The organism is Actinacidiphila glaucinigra (genome assembly GCF_900188405.1).
In the GTDB taxonomy this organism is placed as follows: Bacteria; Actinomycetota; Actinomycetes; order Streptomycetales; family Streptomycetaceae; genus Actinacidiphila; species Actinacidiphila glaucinigra.
Map to the genome: position 1 here is coordinate 60047 of NZ_FZOF01000035.1, position 22235 is coordinate 82281.

Genomic DNA, 22235 nt, shown 5'->3' on the forward strand with positions numbered 1-22235 from the left:
GACCTCGCAGAAAGAACCCACCCCTATGTCCCATTCCGCTACGGCGCGCAGGAAGTCCCTGAAGGTGCTCCTCGCCGCCGACCAGCCTCTGATCCTGCCCGGTGCGTACGACGCTCTCAGCGCGCAACTCATCGAGCGAGCCGGCTTCCAGGCGGCTTACCTGGGAAGCTTCGCCGCGGCCGCCTCGGGGTTCGGCATGCCGGACGTCGGACTGCTCACCCTGAACGACATGGTGGACCTGACCCGGCGCGTTGTCGAAGCCACCTCCGTACCCGTCCTCGCCGACGCGGAGAACGGGTTCTACGACGCCCCGAACATCTGGCGGGCGATCCGGGCCTTCGAATCGGCGGGGGTCTGCGGGGTCCACATCGAGGACAACCTGGGTGGTAAGCACACCGCCGCGCCCGCCGGGCTGATGCCCGAGCGTCAGATGGCGCAGAAGGTCCGCGCCGCGGTCGACGCCCGGACCGACCCGGACTTCCTCGTGATCGCCCGCTCCGACGCGGCATGGGTCAACCATGACGTCGACGAGTGCCTGGACCGGCTCGAGAGCTACATCGCCGCGGGAGCCGACATGGTCTTCGCGCCGGCCGTACCCGCGGACGCCCTGGCCCGGGCCCGCAAGCGCCTGGACGCACCCGTCATGGTCGCCGGCGACCTGCTCGACGTACCCGGCTCGGACGTCCCGGGACACACGATCACGGAATACGGCGAAGCGGGCGCCGACGTCATCCTGCTGTGGTACACGCTGATCGGGGCCGCGTCGAAGAACGTCACCGACGTTCTCCAAGCGCTGCGGGCGCACAACGACGTCGCGGCGGTCAAGGAGTCGGTGACCCAGCAGCACACATTCGAAGGACTCATGGGTTACGACGAGTTCGAACGGCGCAGCGCGCGTTACACCCAGGCGCCGACCGCGTCGTAGACGGTCCCGCCGCCCTGTACGAAAGGAAGGGCCATGAGCGTCACGGCAGCAGCATCTTCCGGGCGGACGCCGAGTGAGCGGACGCCCGCGGCGGTCCTCTTCGAAGGGGCCCGGGTGATCGTGGGCGACGGAGAACGCGTCATCGACGACTGCGGCATCGTCGTCCGCGGTGGCCTGATCGAGGTGATCGGCCCGCGTGATGCCCTCGGCGCCGGCCCTGCGCGGCAGACGGTCTGTCTGGCGGGGAAGACCGTGATTCCCGCCCTCGTCAATCCGCACGGGCACATCGGCTACTGGAAGGGGGCGGGAGCGGACGCTGCGAACTTCTCCACCGACAACGTCCTCGACCATCTTCGCCGTCTGGCCTACTACGGCGTCGGCGTGTTCCAGTCCCTCGGCACCGATCGGGACGACACCGAGGTCCGCATCCGCGACAGGCAGCGGAAAGGCGACCTCGAGGAGGGCCTCGCCGTCCTCTTCACCGCGGGCGCTGGCATCGTCGCCCCCACGCCGGGCTCCGGCAACGGCGGTCCCTTCTTCGCCGCCGATGCGGTCCACGAAGCCACAAGCGCGGAGGACGCCCGTCGACACGTGCGCGCACTGGCAGCCAAGAACGTCGACGCCGTCAAGTTCTGGCTCGACGACCGGCACGGCGCCAAGGCCAGGCTGCAACCGGACGTCTACCAGGCGATCATCGACGAGGCGCACACGCACGGCCTGAAGGCCGCCGCCCACATCTACACCGTGGACGATGCCAAGGCGGCGATCCACGCAGGCGCCGACATCCTCGCGCACCTTCCCCGGACCCCTGCTCCCGACCGGGAGCTCCTCGACCTCGTTACCACCCGCGACGTCGCGGTCTTCACGTCGATGAGCATCCAACGACCGGACGGCGACGGCTGGCTCGACGACCCGGCTCTGGCCGATCTCATGCCGGCCGAGGCGATCGCCGACCTGCGCACCAGGATCAAGAGCAACGCCCCCCAGCCACTGTTCGACACGACCGAGGCCTACCAGCGCATGGAAAGCACACTGCGGACCTTCGTCGACGCCGGCGTACGGGTGGTCTTCTCGGCGGACACCGGACTGCTCACCCAGATCCCCGGCTTTGCCGAACACCGTGAACTGGAAGCCCTGGTAGCGGCAGGACTGCCACCACTCGTGGCCCTCCGATGCGCCACAAGGGAGTCCGCGGCCCTGCTGGGGATTGCCGACCGCGGCACGCTCGAAGTGGGCAAGCGTGCCGACTTCGTCGTCCTGAGTGCGGATCCGCTGCAGGACATCACCAACACGCGCCGGATCGAATCCGTCTACTTTCAGGGCCGCCCGGTCGACCGGCTCGGCATCCGCGACCGTGTACGCGGGGCCACGGAGTAGCCCCCCGACGCCCCCGCCGCCAGATCCGCACCGTCTCGTCGTCGCTCGTGGGGGCGAGCCGGCTGCCGTCGGGCGACATTGCCATCGAACACACCCAGCCGCTGCTCAGTGAGGGCGCGTTGGAGAGCGCAGCCATCCGGGGCGGGGTCTGAAGCGGTCCTCATGCGGAAGACTGTGCGGGTGACCGTTCCCACTGCGTTCGCCGCTGCTGAAGAGATCCACGCCCATCTGGTGGATCAGCTCAACCTCGCCCTTCGCCGGCCCGGGATGTACGGCGGCGCGACAGCTCTTCGGATTCTGATTGATCACCTGCTGTTCGTGGAGCGCCAGCCTGAGGCATGGGCTCAGCTTCAGCGGGAGTGGGAAGACCGCGGGCTGTGGACCTCCACAGGCATCTCGGGAGCTTTCCGAGACTTGTTCCCCAGGCAGGCGGACGACCACGTGATCGCCTCGGTGTACGCGGAGTTCGTGCATCGACGCGGCTGGCTCAAGCCTGACCACGTGCTCACGGGGGAGGCGTACGAGGCCCTGGCGGGCCGTGTCCGGCAGTGGGCGGCTGTGGACCGCACGTGGGCGGAGGTGACGGCGGAGTTCGGCTCTCCCTCCGTGCTGTTCGGCGGGAACAACCCGCTGTACGGGAAGACGCTTGCCTACCTCACGGAGGATCCGCAGCGCCCGATGGTGGTCTTCCACCTGTGGAACGGCAGCGAACCAGGAGCCGAAGCGTGGCCGCCCGAGCACCAGCAACCGTTGCTCCTCGCAGTGCGTTGTGGCAGGGGCTCGTTCAGCGGATCGTCGACCTTCACCCCCGAGGGCGAGCGGAGGAAGCCCACAATCGGTGATCCTTGCCCGGCGCAGTAGCAGCTCCGACGGCGAGCGCAGGTAACCACGGGGGACTCTCGGGGCAGTGAGTCCGCCTCCGCTGGGACGCGTCCGGCCGGCGGAAGACTCCCCGGCCATCGGTTCAGACGACGGATTCCGGCATGTCGTCGGAGGTGGTGAGCTTCAGTGCTTCACGTGCCTTGATCGCCTGTTCGTGGCCGGGCCTGTGCAGGGCCGCCTCGTAGTGGTCGTAGAACGTTCCCACGTCCTTCGCGTCGGCGGCGTTCGCCCAGTGAGGGCGGGCAGCCTCGATCTCTGTTTGGAGCGCTGCTACGTGCGGCTGCGCTCCGGCGGGCCATTGGTGGACGCGCAGGATGCGCGCCTGCTCGTCGAGGGCGACTGCGACGTCGTGTGCCCACTGGCGATAGCCCGTGAAGTCGTCCTTGACGTAGTCGGCTTCCGGTTTGAGGCCGAATCTGGCGTCGTTGATGACGTTGGCGGCTTTGAGGTAGGCGACCTGGTGCTCGTCGAGCATGGTCTCGTCTCTGCGGACCGATCCCTTGAGGGGACCGGCGGGGTCCCGGTAGAACAGGCACGTCACCTGGCGGTCGCCGTCCGCCCAGCTCTCCTTGCTGGGCGCGTAGTAGGTCACCTCGACCCCCGTTGGCAGCGCCCAGGAGTCCATGGCGTAGCTGTTGCTCAGGTCCCAGCACCGGGTGTCGGCCTTCTCGCTGACAGCGTCGTCGCCCGGGAAGGCGTACCGGTCGGCGATCTCGAACACTGCGTACACCTCGGCGGTGTGCCGGCCCTCGCACGACACGAAGGAGAACTCCAGGAACGCGTACGCCAACTCGTCGTTGCCGGTGTCGATGCAGTCGCCCTTGCGGAGGGAGAAGTAGTCGTCGCTGTAGGGCGCCGCCCCGGCTGCTTCCTCGCCCAGGCCCTTCGGGAGCTGGTAAGTGCCCAGAGCCAGGGTGACGGCGCAGACCAGCGTGCTCAGCGACGACAGGACCAGGCCGGTCGTGGCCATGCCCTTGCCGCGCTCCCCACGCTTGTCGATCCGGGTCAGCGCCATCGCGCCCAGTACGACGCCGAGCAGCGGCAGACCCAGCAGCAGCCCGGACACCAGCGCCGCGACGGCGAGCCCGTTCAGCGGTGGCCGCGCCGGGGCGGAAGGCGGCGCGAAGGACGGCGGGTTCGGCGAGTCCACGGAACAGCGCTCCTCATGGGAGGTCGGGCGAACGGCTGCGCGAATATATCCGGTTTCTTGATCGCGGCCCGAACCGGAGTCCCGATGTGTCCGGCAGGCGGCAGTGAAGTGAATCAGGACCCAACAGCCCCTGTCGTAGCGGGAGTCGCGATCACTCGGGCATGCGCGTGGCCGCGGGCGCCGCGCCCTTCCGAGTCCTTCTGGCGGGAGCCCGGTTCAACAGCAGTGGATCTTCGCTGTGGCCTGGCGGAAGTCCCCGGTCGTGAATGCCCTGACCGGGATCGTGAAGTACAACGTTCCGGCGTCGCCCCAGCCCCATCCGAGGTCCGCGTCCTCCGCCAGCTGCAGCAGATGGACTGCGGGGCCATCGTCCTCGCGGGAGGTCACCTTGAGCGTGTATGAAGTGTCTGGCCAGCCGAAGGCACAGTGACTGCCGGCGGTGTTCCCGTCGAGATCTCCCATCTCGCTGAGAATGAGCGATGCCGCACCCCAGTGCTGTTCCTTGTCGAACTCAACGTCTTCGTCCTCGACATCCCAGCAGTCCGGAAGCATGGTGAGCTCAGCTGCGTGCAGAGGTACGGCCGGATACCTTCTCGCCGGAACAGGTGCCTGCGTCTCGACCGCGCGTGCCGGATCGGCGGGAATCACGCAGTACGCCGCGGGCCCGATCGCATCCAGTTTGCGGTACTCCTCGTACGGCAAGTCGGGATCGAGGTAGAAGAAATTGAGCAGCCCGGGCCGTACGGGCAGTTCGTCGCCCAGCCATGCAGCAAGGGCATCGGTGTCCAGCACGGCGTGCAGGGACAGCGGCACCCCGCTCTGTTCGGGCCAGGTGGTGCCCGGTTCGAGCAGCGCGACCCCGCCGAGGCGGCATTGCCCAGTGGCCGGCGCATTGTCCGTGGGTCGGACCAACTGGAAGCCACGGCGGGCCATGGCGGCAAACTGCTGGCCAGCCTTTTCACCGAGCCGTTCGGTGCATACACGGCTCAAGCTGGCAGAGTCATCGAACAGCATGCCCGGATCCCCTCCCACTTGACGCCCTGTAGCACACACATACAGCAACCGAGGTGACCATAGACCAACGAGGCAAACCCTCGACCACCGGTTGACGAGCACCACAGGCCTCGCGACCGTCGTGCCCATAGTTCGCATCGAGGGGATTGGGCATGCCACAGCCGTGCCAGGTAAGGCGGTGCCGAACGGGGAACCACAAGGAGCAGCGGTGACCAGACCACGTGGCCACTGGTCAACGTCCGCCCAGGCGAGGCGTGGTCCGGAACCGTCCCAGCGCGCCGGCCCACCTGTCCGCCAGCGGGACGGCAGGCGCTTGATCTGCGTCGACGGTTGGAACCACCAGGGTCTTGTCGGCGTTGGAGCGGCCACCGTGGCTGGTGGCCGTTCCATCGGCGCGCCTAGCCGAGCACGAGCGCGAGCGCGCTGAGTGCGAGCAGGCCGAACGACAGCAGAAGCGTCGTTGCCGAGACGACCACGAAACAGAGAGCCACCCTGCCGTTCCCCACACGGTCGGGGGTCGACACGTTGACGGGTTCCCGCGGATCGTAGACCACCGCAAGGAGGCCCCCTACACGGGCAGGCGGGATGTCGAACGGGGCAACCGTTGTGCGTATGCCCTGGCCGCCGTCCGTCGTGAACTCGATCGTGAGTGTGTTGTTTCCGTTCGGCCCTCCTGCGATGTTCACGCACCTCGCCTGAGTCCGGATCCCGCGCTTGCGCAACGCACGGCCTCCCTGGAAGATGCGCCACGAGAGCCACAGGACAAGAATCGACGCAGCCGCCAGAATCACCAGACCGAACACTTCATTCCCCCCGGATGCCGGCCGCAGGAACGCCGAGCGGTGCAGGACTGCACGTCATGCGGCAACCGCGCGTCACTCTAGGGCTGTTGGTCCACGCGTGTCACGAAGTGATCGACATGCCCGCGGCAGTCTCTGTCGATTCGATCACCGGCGGCGACCAGCAGATCTGCTTCGGCATCTGCAGCTGAGTCAGCAGAGGCAGGCGGAGCCTTTCCTATTACGGAGGGCTCATACAAGCCGGCCGCGACCTACACCCGAGGGGTTCAGATGCTCTCCAGAGCCCTGCTGACTTCTGCGCCGAGTACGCCAGAGTGCACAACCGCGATAAAACCGATGAATTGGGCGCCGTGTTCACGCTGGAAGAGGTGACCGTCGTCAGCGAGACCCCGCAGACGGCGCGGATCGAGGCCCTGTGGTTCACCTGCGGCCACGAGCCGGGTTCTGGGTACTACGACGTTTTTGAGCGCACCGCCTTCGTCCTGGTTCAAGGAGGACGGCGGGTGGCTCCTGCACTCCGAAAAGGATCTCGGCTACGAGTGACACCTGATGAGCGTCGTGGACCTTGCACTGCGTACGCCTGCGTCACCGCGGCCATCGATCTCGCCCTGTTCATCCTTTACCAGCCCGCTGAACCTCAGCAGAGCCTGCGCCGCGAACTGCGCGCCCTGCCCACGCGGCAGGTCCTCCTCGGAGTGGCCACCGCGGTCTTCGCTGCTGACGCCTTTCCTGGATCTCGGGGCGTCGATCTCGAGCCCGGCGAGGGTCCCCGCTCGACGGCCTCGGACAGGCCGAGTTCGTAGATTCACTGGCCTCAGGTGCCGGCCGGATCGTCGCTCATGGCATGCTTCACCTTCTGCCGCGCTGCCTGCGCCGCTGTTGCCGGGGCTGCTGGGACGGGTGGCGGGCTCGTGGCCGGGAGTGGGATTGGGAACCGACGGCTCGTGAGGTGCGTCTGCAAGGTGACGGGTCGGCAGGGCCCTGTGTTTGCGGAGCTGGAGAACATGTTCGTTGTGGTGTTGCTCGGGGTGCTGGCGTTTGTCGTCGGTGGGTGCGTGTGCGTGGTATGGGCCGAGCGCGGCGGGCCCCGCTGGGTTCGTGTCGTTGCGACCGTGACCCTTGCTGCGGGCAAGTTGCTTCGCCAATCGGACAGGAGCCGGCGTCGGAGCATGAGCCGGTCGGGCAGCGACGGCGACTAGAAATCCCCAGGTGCGATGGACCCGGCGCCGCGAGCGCCCCATGGAACGATCGCCGTAGCTGTTCGCCAGGATTGAGAACACCGCCAGTCGCACGGCACCGCCTGGGGCGGGCTAGTGCGATGACCAGGAAAAACTTGGCTGGCTGGCCGGACAAACCTCTACAAGATCGAAGCCGTCCTCGTGGCGCACGACATGGTGTACCTGGCCCAGACCGTTGTCACGGACGAACCCGACCCATCCTCGCGTTGTCGCGTGTCGAAGAAGCCATCCGACGATGTCCATAGTCACTTCGAAGTCGTCCTCGTGGACGCACGTCCGGACGGTCAAGGCCCACGGTTGGTCCGGTCTATCTACGTCATGGACAAGCAGGGACACATCGGCCCCGTCGAAGATGAGGCTCGCCGAACCACCGTCGAACGTCGGCCAGGGCTCGTGCAACGAGCCCTCCCAGGAGGCAGACTTCAACTCTGCCGGCATGTCTGCCTGCCCCAGGAGCCACCTCAGTTCGGAAAGCACTGGTTCGGGCAGGTCCGGCGGCAGGTTCACTGCCAAAAACAGGTCGTAGTGGTCACTCACGTCAAAGACCCTAGCCGCCAGCCACTGGCAGCTCTGCGGGCCCCTGGTGCTCTCAAAGCTGTGCTTCCCAGTACGTCTGTTCTTTCTGCCGCGACGGTCGATTCCTCACCTGCTGCGGCTCTGCTTGGGCGGCCTTTGTTGGGCGGGACGGGCGGGGGGCCGGTGACCGGAGTGGGATCGGGAACCGGCGAGTGCGGGCACCCGTAGAGCATCGGGTCGCTGTCGCTGTCGCTGTCGCTGTCGCCGGCGTCGACGCACCTGAGGATCTCTACCGTGCGTTTTCGTTGGGAGGGGGAGTGCGGCCAGGTCCTCGTCGAGGATCACCAGGGTGCGGCCGTCCGGTCGCTTCCAACCCCGCGCGTTCTCCGACTGCGGGCGACGTCTTCACTCTCGCAGCCCCGGCCTTCCGGTGCTTGGCCCTGGTGCCGTCGCGAGCATGGACCGGATGGAACCCCGTGCGGTGTTTCTCGGTCGGCGAGTGGAGGTGGACGGGCAGGCTGCCCCGGGCCGTAGCTGACGTAGCCGGTCCGGATTGCGCGTATACCGACGGCAGGCAACCTGGGGTGGTCGGAGGCGCGGTGGGCTGCTTCTTGCCGCTGATCGTCAGCTGGCGTTTTCGGCGGCGTAGGTCTGGAGCTTGCGCAGGGCTTGAGGTGCGGCGTTTTCGTCGACGCGGGCGACGATGACGATTTTGTTGGTGGCGACCGCGACGATTGCCTTGTCGTCCTTCTTGCCGATGACGGTGTCGTCCTGTCGGGCTGTGAGCGCGTAGTTCTCGCCCTGAACCGCCAGGCGCGGCGTGGCTTCGGGATCGCGGACCGTCTGCACGATCTCCTTGGTCTCCTGGGGCGAGGGGTGCCAGTGCGCGGCGTCGCTGGTGCCGTACAGGCTGCCGCTGAGGTCGGCGAGGAACACCGCATCCACGCCCGGAGTGCTTTGGACAATGCCTTCGCAGGACGGTTCCCAGCTCATGAACCGCTCCTTTCCGATGGGGAGCCGGCGGCTGCCGGACTCGGGTCGAAGACGGCGGGCATACCGCCAGCCTGCGGCGTGGGGCGGTTTCCCGCGCGGGGTGCTGCTCCGGGCCAGTGACCAGCGCACGCGCAGGTCAACCACCGATTCCGCCGTCAATGGCCGCGCAGCGCCCTACCGTGCGCCTTGCGGGCATTCGTCGTCAGCGGAGCGCTGGGCAGCGTGCTCGCCGCTGACACCGGGGCGGTGCTTCCAGGCCTGTCCTCCCGCGTGATCGCAACAGGGCCCGCGCCTGACACGGCGCGAGGGGCCACGCCGACTCCGGCATAGTCCCTCGCCTGGTCCCCGACGACCGCTGTGTGGCGGCGCTTGGATGCGGCGCCTGCACGAAGTCGGTCTGCGGTGCGCGAACACACTGGCCGCGACCCGTCCGAAGGCGGCTGATGCCGTCCCGTTGACAGTGCGCTTCGAACCGGGCGAAGCCGGCGAGTGACGGGTGGCTGCTGGTGCTGCGCACGCAGGTCGGCAAGTCCAAGCAGGTACGGCTGCCGTGCGCTGCAACGCGCTGCACTCGCGTGCTTGTGGGCCTTGTCCGGTCGTGTGTCGGTAAGGATCATGACCGTGTGCAGCGCCAAGTCGAACTCCACGAACTACTCGCTCGCGCCGGACTGACGGTGGTCGAGGACGTGCGCCCGGGCAGCCTGTTCCCGCCGGAGGCGGGCTGGCGGATCGCCCGGGGGGTCGCGGCGCCGGACGCAGCGGCCCGCGAGGCAATCGATGCCTCGTGGTGGCGTCGTGTGTGTGATGTCGACGGTGAGTTCCTGGTGGCGGTCCTCAGGTACCGGATCGGCGGCAATGACGCCTTGTGGACCCGGGTACGGCACGCCGGGGGTGGTGTGCCGGAGTTGACCGGCAGCCCCGGGTTCGTGGCACTCTCCCTCGACGGGCAGGTGCTGCTGGCAGAGGTGCCCGATGAGGACGGGTCTTCGGTGACCGCCCTGGACCGGCTTCCGGAGCGGCTGGAGGCGGCCGCTGCGGCCGCCGGGCTCGAGAAGCAGGCCGAGCGCGCCGAGGTGTGGGCGGAGGTGCCCGGCCGACGTGCGTGGCCGTTGCACTGGGCGGAGGGGATCGGGTCCAATCCGGCCGCGACGGACGAGCTGTTGATCCGGCTGCTGGACGTCGAGGAGGGCTTCCTGCACGAATGCGACCGGCCCGCCGTCCTCGACGCCGCCGTGGCGCACCCCGATCCGCGGGTGCGGGCAAGGCCCGCCGACACCTTCCGGCCCAAGCTCACGTCCGATCAGTGGGTACGCCTTGTGCGCGCCGAGCCGTCGCCGGATCGACGCATGCTGTGGGCGGAGCACGCCTGCGCCTGGGGCGCCGAACTCCCCGAGGACCTGTACGACGACCTCCTCGCCGGCCCGTCCCGCGCGCAAGCCGCCGAACTCCCCAGGCTCCCCGCACGGCACCTTTCCGGCCTCACGGCCGACGCAGATCCCCGCGTGCGGGCGGCGGCCTGCGCCCGGTGGGAAGACCTCACTGAACCGCTGCGGAAGCGGCTGCTGGCCGACACCGACCACGCGGTGCGAACGGCTGCGCTGCTCGCCCACCACGCGGGCGTGCCCATGCCACGCGAGGTCTTCGCCGCCCTGCCCGACCCGCGGCGGGCGCTCGAACGGTGCCGTCTTGCGCCCGAGCTGGAGGCGGAGCTGGTCGTGGACGAGGACGCGGACGTACGCCGGGCGCTGGCCGCCAATCCGGGCCTGGGCGCTCACGGCGTCGCCGTGCTGGCAAAGGACCCGCAGGGCGACATCCGTTCCACGGTGGCGGTGCGCGCCGACCTCACCGAGGAGCAACGCGCCACGATACGCCATGACTTCGACCCGACGTCCATGTCGCGCACCCTGTCCTGGGTCGAAGACCTGCACGGTGACGCCGACGCAATGCGCGATCTCGCCGCGTCGTCCCACCCGCTGGTCCGCCGGAGTGTGGCCCGAGCCCGGCACCTCCCGCCGGATGTCGTGGCGCGCCTGGCACGGGACGAGGACCGGGTGGTCCGCCTGTTCCTCGCCGAATCGTGCGAGGACGCGCCTGCCGACATGCTGCTGGAGGTGTGGAGCTGGTGGGACGGCAGCTTCAGCCACCCCGGCCGGCCCCGCAGTCACCCCAACTTTCCCCGTACGGGACTGCTGCGCTACATCGACGACCCGAGCGGGCGGATGCGCCGCCTGGCCCTGGACGACCCGGAGTCGACACCGGCCGACGTCGCGCGCCTGGCGCGGGATCCCGAAGCGGAGGTGCGCCGCCGCGCGGCGCAGGACCCCCGGCTGTCACCGGCGGACGCGGTGCGGCTGCTGAACGACCCGGACGTCCACATCCGCGGCACGGCGGTACGCAATCCGCGGCTGCCGGCCCGCATCCTGGCCGGTTTGCTGCACGACCGCGACACAGCGAGCGCAGCGGCCGCCAACCCGGCGATCCCGGTCCCTGTCCTGCACCGCATCCTTGACGCGGCCGCGGCAGCCTCGCGCTGAACACCGATGATGCGTCGTGCGTGATCCCTTACGCGGGTGGGGTTTCTCGATCGGTGAGGCGCGCGGTGAGGAATGCCCGCTCGGCCTCGTTGCGGGTCAGCTCCCGTGCCTGCCGGTACGCGGCCGACGCCTCGTCCGTACGACCGAGGCGGTGCAGCAGGTCGGCTTTGATCGCCGGTAGGTACTGGTACCCGGACAGTCGGCTGTCCTGCTCCAGTGCCTCGACCTGCGCCAGCGCGACGGCCGGTCCTTGGGTCATCGACAGCGGTACCGTCCGGTTCAGCGCGACCACCGGTGAGGGCCACAGCGCCAGCAGCCTGTCGTAGAGTGCCACGATCTGCGGCCAGTCCGTCTCCTGGTACGTGGGTGCCTGGGCGTACAGGGAGGCGATGGCTGCCTGGAGCAGGTAGCGCCCCGCACGGCCGCCGCGCAGCCCGGCCACGATCAGCTCGTGAGCCTCGGCGAGTGCGGTGCGGTCCCACCGCGAGCGGTCCTGTTCCTGAAGTCGCAGAAGTCGGCCCTCGGCGCCGGTCCGGGTGGCGCGCCGGGCGTCGGTGACCAGGAGCAGTGCGAGCAGTCCGCGGACTTCGGGCTCGTCGGGCATGAGGGCGTGCAGCGTGCGGGCCAGGTGCAGTGCGCGGTCGGCCAGGTCGGTGCGCATGAGCGCAGGGCCTGAGGGGGCCGTGTGCCCGGCGGTGAAGAACAGGTGGAGCACGCCGAGCACGGATGTCAGCCGGTCCGGCAGCTCCGCGGGGCGCGGCATCCGGTAGGGAATGCGGGCGGCGGAGATCTTCTTCTTCGCCCGGGTGATCCGGGCAGCCATTGTCTGCTCCGACACCAGCAGCGCCCGGGCGACGTCTGGCGTGGGCAGCCCGCACACCAGCCGCAGCGTGAGCGCCAGTTGTGCCTCCTGCGCGAGCGCGGGATGGCAACAGGTGAAGATGAGCCGCAATCGTTCGTCGGGTACGGCATCCTCCAGGTCCACGGCCTCGCCCTCATCGTGTTCGTCCAGCGTGTCCGGGGCGAGTTCGTCGACGGCCTCTTCGGGCTCCACCAGCAGCGGCAGCCTCGAGCGGAACGTCCGCTCGCGGCGGATCGCGTCCATCGCCCGGCGCTTGGCCGTGGTGGTGAGCCACGCCGCGGGGTTGCCCGGGATCCCGTCACGTTCCCAGGCGGACAGCGCCGCGGCGTACGCCTCCTGTACGCACTCCTCGGCAAGGTCCAGGTCGCGGGCGACGCGCACCGTCGCGGCGAGCACGAAGGCCCACTCGTGCCGGTGCGCGTCGGCGACCGCCTGCCTCGCGACCATCCGCCTCGTGTCCGCTGTGGCCGTCATCGGGCGACGGGCGCGATGCCGCCCGCGACGGGCCGCACCTCGACACCACCGCGACCCCACTGCACGGCGGGGTTACGACGCGCCAACTCCAGGGCGGCATCCAGGTCGGGGGCCTCGATGACGCAGATGCCGGCGATGACCTCCTTGGAGTCGATGAAGGGGCCGTCGGTGACCACGTCGCCGCGCAGCGAGGTGGCGGTGTCGGTGGACTGCAGTGCGTACGCCGTGATCATGGCGCCGGAGTCGATGAGGTCGTCAGCGTGCCGCTTGCTCGCCGCCTGCTGCTCGGGGGTGTAGTCGCCGGCCGCGGCGTCGTCAAAGATGAGGATCGCGTACTGGGCCATGAGTGCTCTCCTTGGCTGTGGGTCTGGTCGGTACGCCTCTACGTCGTACGGGCGAGGCGAATTCGACAGACCGTACGCGAACTTTCCTCAGAAGCCCCGGGTCGGCTCCGGCTGCGCGGGCGTACCCCGGCCCGGCCGGACGGCGTACCGGTCGAGCAGGGGTACGGGTCGCGAGGTCGGTGGGGCTGTCCTCAGATCAGAAGCCCTCGGATGACCACGTCCGCGAGCGTATCCGTCGTGCGTTCCCATTCAGTCGGGGAGAGATCCTCGATGCCGCGAATCCGGCGTCCCATCTGTTGCTGACTGAGAATGATGGCGGGACCCGTCAACGCGCTGTAAAGCACATCCATGGAGATTTCCGGGATTCGTCCCGCATGCGTCAGCCGCTGCGCAAGGATCTTGATCTCGGTCAGAATCGGACCCGTGTAATTGCTGTACAAGTAATCCAATCGGTCCGAATCCATTGCGGACTCGTCCGAGATGATTCGGTTGATGTAGGGCCGGTTCGTGGAGAGTCGATAGAACACCTTGACGAAAGACGTGAATTTCTCGACATCGTCCGTATCGCTGCCGAAGATTGCCATCATCTCTCCGTAGGGCTCAGCGATGGCGTTGTCCATGACGGCGCGCCAGAAATTTGCCTTCGATCCGAAACGGTCGTTGATGAAGTTATGGCTCACCGCCATACGCTTTGCGAGCTCCCGTACCGAGGCCCCGGAATAGCTTAGTTCGGCGAACGCCTCCAGTCCTCGGTCGAGGATCTCGGCGTCGGTGAGGTCGATCTGCTTCTGGCGAGGCTGCCGCTGAGAATGCCGGATGCTGCGCTTCTCTTCCACTGAAACCGCGCCCTTCGCCCTTGAATCGTCAATTCGCCCGCTGCTCCGGGGTGGCCGGCCGACGACACGTCGGACATTACTGCGGTATCCGACTAACCGGCCGTTCAGGCAGCCGCGCCTTGATCGGTACGGGCAGGGTACAGATTAGCGTCCGTGCGGCCGCGTAATCCCTGGTCGCCCGGTGACTGTAGGGGGAGCCCTTCGCGGAAGTCCGCCGCGAAGGGCTGGCCCCTGGAAGCGCTCCGCTCCCACGACACCCGGGCTGTCGCGGAACCGTCGGCCTTCGCCCTGGTACCCGACCGGACCCACAGCAGCAGCGAAACCCACGGCGACGCCACCGCCTCCGACAACATCGGCCCGGAGGCGGAAAGCCCCAACCCTGCGGACTGGGCCCCCGACCAGGCCGAGACCTCCATCCTGCAGTTCGCCGCACCCCGCGATCCGGGCATGCTGGCCCGGTTCGTCTCCTTACGCGTCCTGCAGGCCATACGGTTGTCCTGGTGAAGAGGCCTTGAGCCAGCCGTCCCCTACTCCGACGGCCGCGGCACGCTGCGCGTCTCCTGCAGCTACGGCGACCTCGCGGTCCAGGACGCCCCGGACACCGAAGGCTTCTCCCTCGGCCTCTGGATTGCGAAGCAGCGCCACGCGGGCTACCGGGCCGCCGACCGCATCACGGCGCTGGAAGCCCTCGCCATGTGCTGGTCGGGGTTCGGCGCGTTGGCTTCGAGGACGGTACGGCGGCCGCCCGACCGGGCTCGCCGCGCGCGGTTACCTCCTGGAATGTTCAGGTCCGCGACGAGGCGCTGGGCACCGCGCAGTGGACCGTGTCGGTCGACTGCATGATCAACCGTGCCCCGCCAGCACGCCGCTGGTGCCCTCAAAAGAGGGGGATGCAGATGGGGGACGAACTGGCTGATCCGCAAAGCTCGGCAGCGCGGCCCTTGTGTTCGGGTGGGTGGTGAGGGGACGGGCGCCGACCAGCTCGTCAGACCGGCAATGGTCGGCGGCCGACCTCGGTCCGGGGGACGGTTGCCCGGTCCGGCAGAGCCTTCAGCGGCTTGGTGCTCCGTCCTGGAGACGGTTCGCTTCGGGGCTGGGTCGGGACGTCGCCGGTCGGCGTCCGCCGACCCTTGCCCGTCGGCGGACGGGAGCTGTTCGCATGCCTGGTTCAGCATGATCTAGCGCTTCTCAAGATAGGGGTGACCCGCTCCGGAGCACGGGTCTGCACTGTTGACCTCAGTCGGGGCGCTTCTGGTTCTCGATGTACTCCTTGATGATCGACAGGGGTGCGCCCCCGCAGGAAGCCGCGAAGTAGGACGGCGACCAGAAGTGGTCGCCCCACAGGTACTTGCGGATGTGGCCGGGGAACTCCTGCCGGAGCCTGCGGGCGGATACGCCCTTGAGGGAACCGACCAGCCGGGACAGGGCGACCTTCGGTGGGTAGTGCACGAGCAGATGGACGTGGTCGGTCTCGCCGTTGAAGTCGACCAGTTCGGTTTCGAAGTCGGCGCAGACGGCGCGCATGATCTCTTCGCAGCGCCGAAGGATCTCGTCGGTGAAGGGGCCGTGCCGGTGCTTGGGGGTGAAGACCAAGTGGGCGTGGAGGGTGTAGACGACCGTACGGCCTCTGCGAATGTGGGGGTTTGGCTCCCAGCGTGGTGACATAGATCGCTGTTATGGTCACGTCCGTGAAGATCGTGACGCAGGTGAAGCTGTTGCCGGAGGCCGGGCAGGCCGCCGCACTGCGCTCCACCCTGCGCACGGTCAACGAGCTGGCGAACTGGGTCGCCGACGTGGCGTTCGCCCATGACGTGCCGCGTGAGTACGAGCTGCGCAAGCACACGTACGCCCACCTCAAGGCCCAGGGCCTTGGGGCGCAGGCGGCGCAGCACGTCATCAAGAAGGTCCGTGACGCCTACACCACGCTGCACGCCAACCTGCTCGGCGGGAACCTCGGCAAGCCGGGATCGAAGCGCCGCATCAAGGCGGAGTCCAAGCCGATCGCCTTCCGGCCCCAGGCGGCACAGCCGTACGACGACCGGTGCTTGTCCTGGCAGTACGACCAGCAGACCGTATCGATCTGGACGACCGCGGGGAGGATCAAGAACGTCCGCTTCGCATGTTCGGCGGGGGCGCTCAAAACGCTCCAGCAGTACCGCAAGGGCGAGTCCGACCTGATCGAACGTGACGGCATCTTCTACCTGGTCGCCGTGTGCGAGGTGCCCGAGGCCGTCCCGTACGAGCCGGACGGCATCATCGGCGTCGACCTCGGCATCGTCAACATCGCCACCACATCCACCGGCTACCAGGCCGCCGGACGCCGGCTCAACCGGTACCGCAAGCGTCAGCTTGCCCTGCGGTCCAAGCTCCAGAAGAAGCGCACCAGGAGTGCGGAGCGCCGGTTGAAGGAACGCCGCAGCCGAGAGGCGCGGCACGTGAAGAACACCAACCACGTCATCGCGAAGACGATCGTGACCGAGGCTGAACGCACCTCGGCCGGTATCGCCCTGGAAGAACTCAAGGGAATCCGGCAGAGGGTACGGCTTCGCAAGCCCCAACGGGTCACACTCCATTCCTGGGCCTTCGCCCAGCTCGCAGACTTCATCGTCTACAAGGCCCGGCGCGCCGGTGTGCCGCTCGTCTACGTCGATCCCGCGTACACGTCGCAGATGTGCTGCGAGTGCGGTCACACCGACAAGCGCAACCGGGTCGATCAAGGACTGTTCATCTGCCGGAACCGCGGGGTCGTTGCCCACGCAGACCGGAACGCTTCCCACAACATCGCCGCACGCGGCGCCGTTGTGTGGACTGCGGGGCGTGAGTCACGCGTCCCTGCCACCCCATAGGGGTGTCTGGACGGAGGAGACCACCCAGCAGCCAGTTGGGCACTACCTCCAAGCCCGGTCTTTTAGGGCCGGGTCAAGTTGACGCAGGCAGGCTCCTGCGGAGCCAGCGGATGCGGGCTGCGACGGCGTCCTGGGAGAGCGCCGCCTGGGGCACCACTGTGTCGAAGCCGTGGAAGCCGCCGGGCCAGACGTGCAACTCGGCGCTTCCCCCGGCATGCCAGAGGCGGGTGGCATAGGTGATGACCTCGTCGCGGAACGTCTCGGCGGAACCGACGTCGACGAAGGCGGGAGGCAGCGCGGACAGGTTCGTGGCGCGTGCCGGCGCCGCGTAGGGGGAGACGTCGTCGCCGCCCTGGGCATCGCCGAGCAGTGCCGTCCATGCACTGTGGTTGGAAGCCTGGTCCCATATGCCCAGGCCGGTGAGCTGGCGGGCCGAGGGGGTGTTGTTACGGTCGTCGAGCATCGGGCAGAGCAGCATCTGTGCGGACAGGGCCGGGCCGCCGCGGTCGCGGGCCATCAGAGCCAGGGCGGCGGCCAGGCCGCCGCCGGCACTGGTACCGGCCACGATGATTCGTTCGGGGTCGATGCCGAGTTCCACGGCGTGTTCGGCTGTCCACAGCAAGCCGGCATAACAGTCCTCGACGGGGCCCGGGTGCTTGGTCTCGGGTGCCAGCCGGTACTCCACCGATACCACTGCCGCGTTGAACTCCTGCATCAGGTCCAGCCATTCGGGCACCTGGTCGCGCATGTTGCCGGTCATCATCCCGCCGCCGTGGATGTGGTAGAGCACCGGGGTCGGGGCAGACGCCGCGGTCGGGAGGCAGATCAGCAAAGAGATGTCCGGGGCGCCTTGGGGACCCGGCACTGTCCGCTCTTCGACCGCATAGGTGCCCCCCTTGGTGAAGGCCTCCTCGGGTGCCGGCGTGGAGCTGCCGATGGCGCCTCGGCGTGTCCTCTCCACGAAGGCGAAGTCGGTGAAGGCGTCGGGCGGCAGGATCTTATTGATCTCATGCAAAGCCGGTGCGAGTGCCGGGTCGAACGGCGGAGGTGGGCCGAGGGGCGCGGAGAGGGAGGAGGGATCGGACGTGGTCATCATGTGCTCCGGTGGTGACTGGGCTGCCGTCTTGCCGTGGACACGAGCAATCTGCCGTTCCTGCGGACGACGGCGGCCGGTTACGAGTGCGGATCCAAGGCAAAGCTCGTGCGCGGTCGTGTGGAGGAATCAGAGAAGCCGGTGCGGGCGGTGTGCTTGGTGGCAGCGTTGCAGGCCGGCATCAGGAGAGGTGGTAGGCGGTAAGCGAGGGCCTCGGAATGCGATTCCGTGACTGATGAATCCAGGGGGCCTCCGGCGTCCCGTCGTGGCGGGCACCTTGCTCGGCTGAGCGTGGTGCATGCTTTTCCGATCGAAATGCCCTGAGAGAAGACCTGGCTGGAACCCCCGAACCGGTCGCTTCTGGATGACGTTCATCATGCATAATTTCGGGGGCTGTTTCCACGACCTCGCTTCTCCTACCTGAGAGGCTGGGCCTAGTAGTCCCGGAGTTGGGCCCGGAGTCATGGTGAAGGGCTGGACGAACCCGCGCGGGATGTGCGTCGTGGAGCTGAGTCGGGTCAGCCGGCTGTCAGGCCCAAAGGCGTGCTTGCCGCCGCGACGCACGCTGCCGCTATTGCCCCGGCGCTCATCGCCGTTGCCCACCCGGGCAGCCGACCTGATGTGCCCTCCCCGCGACGGTGTCGGCATCCCGCCATGGGACCGCTCGACCGCTGCGCCTCCTCATCTGCGTGCAACTGACGGTTTGCACTGTGAAGGGCGCCCTCGCGTTCGCCTCGGGGTCCGGCAACAGGCAGCCCATCGGGTTCGTCTCGGCCGCGATGCCCGCCCACTGCGCCGATGGGACGTGCAAGCGGGCTCAGGGATGACTCGCACGTCGCGAACTGATGGGTCGTGAAATCTGCACTGACATCAGGACGCTGAGCATGCCGGACGCGTCTTCGTTCGGAGGGCCCGGCATCCACGTTGGACACATGGCGCTGGTGGCAGGTGAGTGAGGGCTCTCGGTGGGCGAGCCAACGGGGGTTGGTCCACGCGGTGGCGCATGGATCCCCTTTGCGGGGCGCTCCAGGTGTCACTTGCGGGAGCGAAAGAACGACCGGCTTCCTCTCTGCTGAGAGACCTCAACTTCCACTGCAGGTCAGCAGGGTACCCGCGTGGGAACGCCGTCTGGCGTGCGGTGGACGCTAGTTGACCGTTCGGCTAGTTTTTCTGGTGTGGCGCAGACGGCGCCCACTCGTGAGCCGGATGTTCCTCGGGGGCGTGCTGCACGAGTGTTCGCAGCCAGGGATCCCTGCTGCAGCGGAGCTTTTGTGCTCATGCGGCCGACCTCCCTGGCCGTCCCCGCCGTCGGAGCCATGTTTCCTACAAACCCGGAGTAAAGCGATGAACGACAACGGTCATCAGGACGGCATCTACCCCTTCCCGGACGGTATGCAGTCCCGCGAGATCGAAACCAACGGTGCCAAAATCCACGTACGTGTCGGCGGCCACGGTCCAGCGGTTGTCATGCTGCACGGCTTCGGCACAACCGGCGACATGTGGGGCCATCTGGCGAGCGCCCTCATCGAAGACCACACGGTGATCGCGCCCGACCTGCGTGGGCTTGGCCTCTCGTCGAAGCCTGACGGGGGCTATGACAAGAAGAACCAGGCAGCGGACGTGTGGGGCGTCCTGGACGCCCTGGGTGTGCGTACGATCGAATTGGTGACGCACGACATCGGCATCATGGTCGGCTTCGCGGTCGCAGCCACCCACCCCGAGCGCGTGAAGCGATGGGTCGCCATCGATGCACCACTGCCCGGCATCGGACCCTGGGAGCAGATCACGCAGGATCCGGCCATGTGGCACTTCGGCTTCGGCGGTCACGACATGGAACGCCTGGTCGCCGACCGCGAGCGCATCTATCTCGACCGCTTCTGGAACGAGCTTTCCGTGGTCCCGGAGCGGTTTGACGAAGCGAAGCGCCAGCATTATGCGGCGCTGTACGCGCAGCCCGGCGCAATGCGCGCGAGCTTTGCCCAGTTCCTGGCGTTCAGCCAGGACGCTGTCGACAACAGGGCCTTCCTTGCGCAGGGCAAGCTTCAGATGCCGGTCCTGGCCTTCGGTGGCGAAGCCACATTCGGTCCTGGGATCGGCGAGGTGCTGCGGTGTGTCGCCGACAACGTCGAAGATGCGGTCATCCCTGACTGCGGACACTGGATCACGGAAGAGCAGCCGCAGGCTACGACGGATCTGGTCGTCGACTTCCTTCGCCGGGCGCGTTTGAACGGCCCCAGTCTGTGAGGTCGAAGCCCGGTCAGCCGCAGCACGAATGGGGCCAGTCCGGGGTGTCCAAGCCCCGGTAGAGCGCCCAACCTCCCTCCACCACGGTCTCCGCCCGGCAGCCGATCTCGTCGGCTGCCGGGCGGAGACCGTCCGCCGTCAGTGGCGCAGAGGGTCGCCACTGACGGCGGACATCCAAGACTCCCGCTGCCCGAAGCCCCTGTCGTGCGGATGCGGGGATGGTCCTCGATAGGCTGAAGGCCCCCGACAGCGGTTCAGCGCACGTCGACCGGAACGGGGGCGGCGTGCGAGAGGTCACGCAAACGATCTCCGCGGGGATATGGAGGGCCACCCGAGTAGCTGCCCGCAGGCTTGCGTCGCGTCCTCGCTCGGCCTCGCGCTTGATCAGGTCGAGCATTTCGTCGTCCACGGCGACTGGCTCTAGCAGCTGTGTGCCTTGCACTCGAGCATGGATACCAGCCGGTCATGGGCGGTCCCGGCGACGGCGTCGCGATGGACATCACCTGGGCCGTCCGAGCGCGGCGTCAGGATTGCGGTGCCCCGCCGTCCCGGAGTACGGCTGCGGACGCTGGCGGACGTCTTCGCCTATGCGCAGGCCGAGGGCGTGAAGCTGCGGCTGGACGCCACCGAGGTCCGAGTCGATCGTCCGGCCCCCACCGGGGCGGACGGCGGCCCTTTGTGGCCGGCAAGAGGAAGCAGAACGCCTTGAAGGCGACCGTCGTGGCTGACGGGCAAGGTCGGACTCTGTGGGCCGGCAATCTGCGGCCCGGACGGATGCACGACGCCACCGCGATACGAGGCGAGGGCATCGAAGACCTCTTCTGGTGTTACCAGCAGTCGAAGTCTTACTGGACGACCGCTACTTGAGCCTCTGCAGAGACCATCCTGGCAAGGCCGTCACACCGCCGAGGAAGCCGAACGAGATCAGCGCACCCGAGGTCCACGAAGCCCGTGAGCGGGCCCGCCACCAGCATTCATCCCAGCGAATCCCCGTCGAACACGCGCTCGCCGACCACAAACGGTGGAAGTGCCTGGCCCGCTGGACCCACCGCCGCGGCACCCTTCCCGCCACCTACCTCGCCGTCGCCGGCCTCGTCTCCGACCGCACCGCCACCACCTGACCGAGCACCCCCCGACCGGCCAGTCACATCGCCACCACTGTCACGCACCGGGTCGTAGGACCCACGAGCGTCAGCAACGGTTGTGATGACTGCACCTGGGCAGTGGTCATGTGCTAATCCACCGCCACCTTGTGCTTGCCCCTTGCGGTGTCTTCAGGAGACCTCGACGACGCCCACCGCCGCCGAACCGGGTTCGGCGCGTAGGAGGATGTCGTAGAGGTATTTGTCGCCGGCGCGCGGTGCCACGGTCACCCGCGCCCCGGTCGGCAGCACGCGGGAGTCGGTCTCGTGCCGTTCCCCCGGCGCCGAGCCGCTGACGGTTACGAGCCGCACCGAGGTCCTGCCGATGTTTTCGAAGGTCACGGAATGGGTTCTGGGACAGGGCCCGTCGTGTTCGCCCGCACAGTGGAAGCGGACGTCGCCGAGGCCCATCAGACCGCAGGAGACGTCGGCGGTGACGGCGAAGTGGGAAGAGCAGACGGCTCCTATGCGTAGTTGCTGTGCGGTCTTCTCGACGGCCTTGCGTCCGGGGTGCGTGTCCGCGCATGAGACGGCGGACATACCGAGGACGGTGGTGGTGAGTGCTGCGGTCAGGAGTGCTTTTCGCACCTGTGGCTCCAGAGGTGGTGCGGTCGGTGAGTCGGAGCGCACCGGGGGTTCTCCCGCGCCGGGCCGGAGCGGGCGAGGGGTGTATGGCGGGCAGGGCTCCGGACGCGAGTGGGGCCCGGAAGCCATGGTTCAGGGCCCCACTCTTACTACGTCGTACGGGTCTCGGTGACCTGCGCCATGGCGTACGCCAGAGCTGCGATTCCTTGGGTGATGCCCCCCGGATCGCCACCTTCAACTGCGACTGATGTCCCGCCGAGACCATCAGGATCGGGATCGGGATCGGTAGGTCGCGTCGCAGCGGCGTGGAGGGGCGCGTGAGCGCCGCGGGGGTGGGCAGTTGGCAGGGCGCGCACGCGTAGTGCCGCTGCCGGGATTCA

20 protein-coding genes and 1 pseudogene are annotated in these 22235 nt (G+C 68.1%); 10 read left to right on the plus strand and 11 right to left on the minus strand.

What is annotated here, in order from left to right:
* Positions 1–25: 25 nt before the first annotated feature.
* The 3 genes from CHF15_RS39060 (at position 26) to CHF15_RS39070 (ending at position 3163) form a co-directional block, all read left to right on the plus strand.
* On the plus strand, positions 26–925 hold the full coding sequence (locus tag CHF15_RS39060; RefSeq protein ID WP_089228681.1) for an isocitrate lyase/PEP mutase family protein: 900 nt from the start codon (positions 26–28) through the stop codon (positions 923–925).
* A gap of 114 nt (positions 926–1039) precedes the next feature.
* Positions 1040–2302, plus strand: a complete 1263-nt coding sequence (locus tag CHF15_RS39065) for an amidohydrolase family protein (RefSeq protein WP_220093387.1) — start codon at positions 1040–1042, stop codon at positions 2300–2302.
* Between the two features lie 180 nt (positions 2303–2482).
* The gene (locus tag CHF15_RS39070) at positions 2483–3163 is read left to right on the plus strand and encodes a hypothetical protein (protein WP_220093388.1); all 681 of its coding nucleotides are present in this window, start codon (positions 2483–2485) and stop codon (positions 3161–3163) included.
* 103 nt (positions 3164–3266) lie between these two features.
* On the opposite strand, the gene CHF15_RS39075 is transcribed toward CHF15_RS39070, so the two are convergent.
* From CHF15_RS39075 to CHF15_RS39085, 3 genes are all read right to left on the minus strand, one after another.
* Positions 3267–4334 (minus strand): DUF4190 domain-containing protein, encoded by a 1068-nt coding sequence (locus tag CHF15_RS39075; RefSeq protein ID WP_089228684.1) that lies wholly within the window; start codon positions 4332–4334, stop codon positions 3267–3269.
* 216 nt (positions 4335–4550) lie between these two features.
* The gene (locus tag CHF15_RS39080) at positions 4551–5348 is read right to left on the minus strand and encodes a DUF1963 domain-containing protein (RefSeq protein ID WP_089228685.1); all 798 of its coding nucleotides are present in this window, start codon (positions 5346–5348) and stop codon (positions 4551–4553) included.
* A gap of 398 nt (positions 5349–5746) precedes the next feature.
* Positions 5747–6151 (minus strand): DUF3592 domain-containing protein, encoded by a 405-nt coding sequence (locus CHF15_RS39085; RefSeq protein WP_089228686.1) that lies wholly within the window; start codon positions 6149–6151, stop codon positions 5747–5749.
* A 311-nt stretch (positions 6152–6462) separates the two neighbouring features.
* On the opposite strand from CHF15_RS39085, the gene CHF15_RS39090 reads away from it, so the two are divergent.
* A complete protein-coding gene (locus CHF15_RS39090) occupies positions 6463–6951 on the plus strand; it encodes a hypothetical protein (protein WP_143681738.1) in 489 nt (162 codons plus the stop codon).
* A gap of 201 nt (positions 6952–7152) precedes the next feature.
* Positions 7153–7347 carry a hypothetical protein gene (locus CHF15_RS46160; protein ID WP_245939298.1) on the plus strand — a complete coding sequence of 65 codons (195 nt, stop codon included), beginning with the start codon at positions 7153–7155 and terminating at the stop codon, positions 7345–7347.
* Positions 7348–7458: 111 nt separating this feature from the next.
* On the opposite strand, the gene CHF15_RS39100 is transcribed toward CHF15_RS46160, so the two are convergent.
* Complete coding sequence (locus tag CHF15_RS39100) at positions 7459–7923, minus strand: hypothetical protein (RefSeq protein ID WP_089228688.1); 465 nt, start codon at positions 7921–7923, stop codon at positions 7459–7461.
* A 603-nt stretch (positions 7924–8526) separates the two neighbouring features.
* On the minus strand, positions 8527–8895 hold the full coding sequence (locus tag CHF15_RS39105; protein WP_089228689.1) for a profilin: 369 nt from the start codon (positions 8893–8895) through the stop codon (positions 8527–8529).
* Between the two features lie 623 nt (positions 8896–9518).
* Between CHF15_RS39105 and CHF15_RS39110 the strand changes: the two genes are divergently transcribed.
* The gene (locus CHF15_RS39110) at positions 9519–11429 is read left to right on the plus strand and encodes a hypothetical protein (protein WP_089228690.1); all 1911 of its coding nucleotides are present in this window, start codon (positions 9519–9521) and stop codon (positions 11427–11429) included.
* 28 nt (positions 11430–11457) lie between these two features.
* Here CHF15_RS39110 and CHF15_RS39115 read toward each other — a convergent pair whose 3' ends face one another.
* The 3 genes from CHF15_RS39115 to CHF15_RS39125 form a co-directional block, all read right to left on the minus strand.
* Positions 11458–12738, minus strand: coding sequence for an RNA polymerase sigma factor (locus CHF15_RS39115; RefSeq protein ID WP_089228691.1), 1281 nt, complete (start codon positions 12736–12738; stop codon positions 11458–11460).
* A 23-nt stretch (positions 12739–12761) separates the two neighbouring features.
* Positions 12762–13109 (minus strand): YciI family protein, encoded by a 348-nt coding sequence (locus CHF15_RS39120; protein WP_089228692.1) that lies wholly within the window; start codon positions 13107–13109, stop codon positions 12762–12764.
* 191 nt (positions 13110–13300) lie between these two features.
* Positions 13301–13945, minus strand: a complete 645-nt coding sequence (locus tag CHF15_RS39125) for a TetR/AcrR family transcriptional regulator (protein ID WP_179280173.1) — start codon at positions 13943–13945, stop codon at positions 13301–13303.
* A 153-nt stretch (positions 13946–14098) separates the two neighbouring features.
* Here CHF15_RS39125 and CHF15_RS39130 point away from each other — a divergent pair, with 153 nt between their 5' ends.
* Complete coding sequence (locus tag CHF15_RS39130) at positions 14099–14449, plus strand: hypothetical protein (RefSeq protein ID WP_089228694.1); 351 nt, start codon at positions 14099–14101, stop codon at positions 14447–14449.
* A gap of 732 nt (positions 14450–15181) precedes the next feature.
* On the opposite strand, the gene tnpA is transcribed toward CHF15_RS39130, so the two are convergent.
* On the minus strand, positions 15182–15610 hold the full coding sequence (gene tnpA / locus CHF15_RS39135; protein ID WP_089228695.1) for an IS200/IS605 family transposase: 429 nt from the start codon (positions 15608–15610) through the stop codon (positions 15182–15184).
* An 11-nt stretch (positions 15611–15621) separates the two neighbouring features.
* Between tnpA and CHF15_RS39140 the strand changes: the two genes are divergently transcribed.
* Entirely contained in the window at positions 15622–16791 is a 1170-nt protein-coding gene (locus tag CHF15_RS39140) for an RNA-guided endonuclease InsQ/TnpB family protein (RefSeq protein WP_089228696.1), read from the plus strand.
* Positions 16792–16864: 73 nt separating this feature from the next.
* On the opposite strand, the gene CHF15_RS39145 is transcribed toward CHF15_RS39140, so the two are convergent.
* A complete protein-coding gene (locus CHF15_RS39145; RefSeq protein ID WP_089228697.1) occupies positions 16865–17887 on the minus strand; it encodes an alpha/beta hydrolase in 1023 nt (340 codons plus the stop codon).
* Positions 17888–19228: 1341 nt separating this feature from the next.
* Between CHF15_RS39145 and CHF15_RS39150 the strand changes: the two genes are divergently transcribed.
* Both CHF15_RS39150 and CHF15_RS46660 read left to right on the plus strand, forming a co-directional pair.
* Positions 19229–20128 (plus strand): alpha/beta fold hydrolase, encoded by a 900-nt coding sequence (locus CHF15_RS39150; RefSeq protein ID WP_089228698.1) that lies wholly within the window; start codon positions 19229–19231, stop codon positions 20126–20128.
* 511 nt (positions 20129–20639) lie between these two features.
* Positions 20640–21249: pseudogene (locus CHF15_RS46660) on the plus strand (transposase family protein); the annotation flags it as partial.
* 153 nt (positions 21250–21402) lie between these two features.
* Here the strand turns inward: CHF15_RS46660 and CHF15_RS39160 are convergent.
* A complete protein-coding gene (locus tag CHF15_RS39160; protein ID WP_245939300.1) occupies positions 21403–21810 on the minus strand; it encodes a hypothetical protein in 408 nt (135 codons plus the stop codon).
* Positions 21811–22235 lie beyond the last annotated feature (425 nt).

Coding starts and splice junctions, on each gene's coding strand:
- CHF15_RS39060 (WP_089228681.1), top strand. CDS start 26: ATGTCCCATTCCGCTACGGCGCGCAGGAAGTCCCTGAAGGTGCTCCTC.
- CHF15_RS39080 (WP_089228685.1), bottom strand. CDS start 5,348: ATGCTGTTCGATGACTCTGCCAGCTTGAGCCGTGTATGCACCGAACGG.
- CHF15_RS46160 (WP_245939298.1), top strand. CDS start 7,153: ATGTTCGTTGTGGTGTTGCTCGGGGTGCTGGCGTTTGTCGTCGGTGGG.
- CHF15_RS39105 (WP_089228689.1), bottom strand. CDS start 8,895: ATGAGCTGGGAACCGTCCTGCGAAGGCATTGTCCAAAGCACTCCGGGC.
- CHF15_RS39115 (WP_089228691.1), bottom strand. CDS start 12,738: ATGGTCGCGAGGCAGGCGGTCGCCGACGCGCACCGGCACGAGTGGGCC.
- CHF15_RS39120 (WP_089228692.1), bottom strand. CDS start 13,109: ATGGCCCAGTACGCGATCCTCATCTTTGACGACGCCGCGGCCGGCGAC.
- tnpA (WP_089228695.1), bottom strand. CDS start 15,610: ATGTCACCACGCTGGGAGCCAAACCCCCACATTCGCAGAGGCCGTACG.
- CHF15_RS39140 (WP_089228696.1), top strand. CDS start 15,622: ATGGTCACGTCCGTGAAGATCGTGACGCAGGTGAAGCTGTTGCCGGAG.
- CHF15_RS39145 (WP_089228697.1), bottom strand. CDS start 17,887: ATGATGACCACGTCCGATCCCTCCTCCCTCTCCGCGCCCCTCGGCCCA.
- CHF15_RS39150 (WP_089228698.1), top strand. CDS start 19,229: ATGAACGACAACGGTCATCAGGACGGCATCTACCCCTTCCCGGACGGT.
- CHF15_RS39160 (WP_245939300.1), bottom strand. CDS start 21,810: ATGTCCGCCGTCTCATGCGCGGACACGCACCCCGGACGCAAGGCCGTC.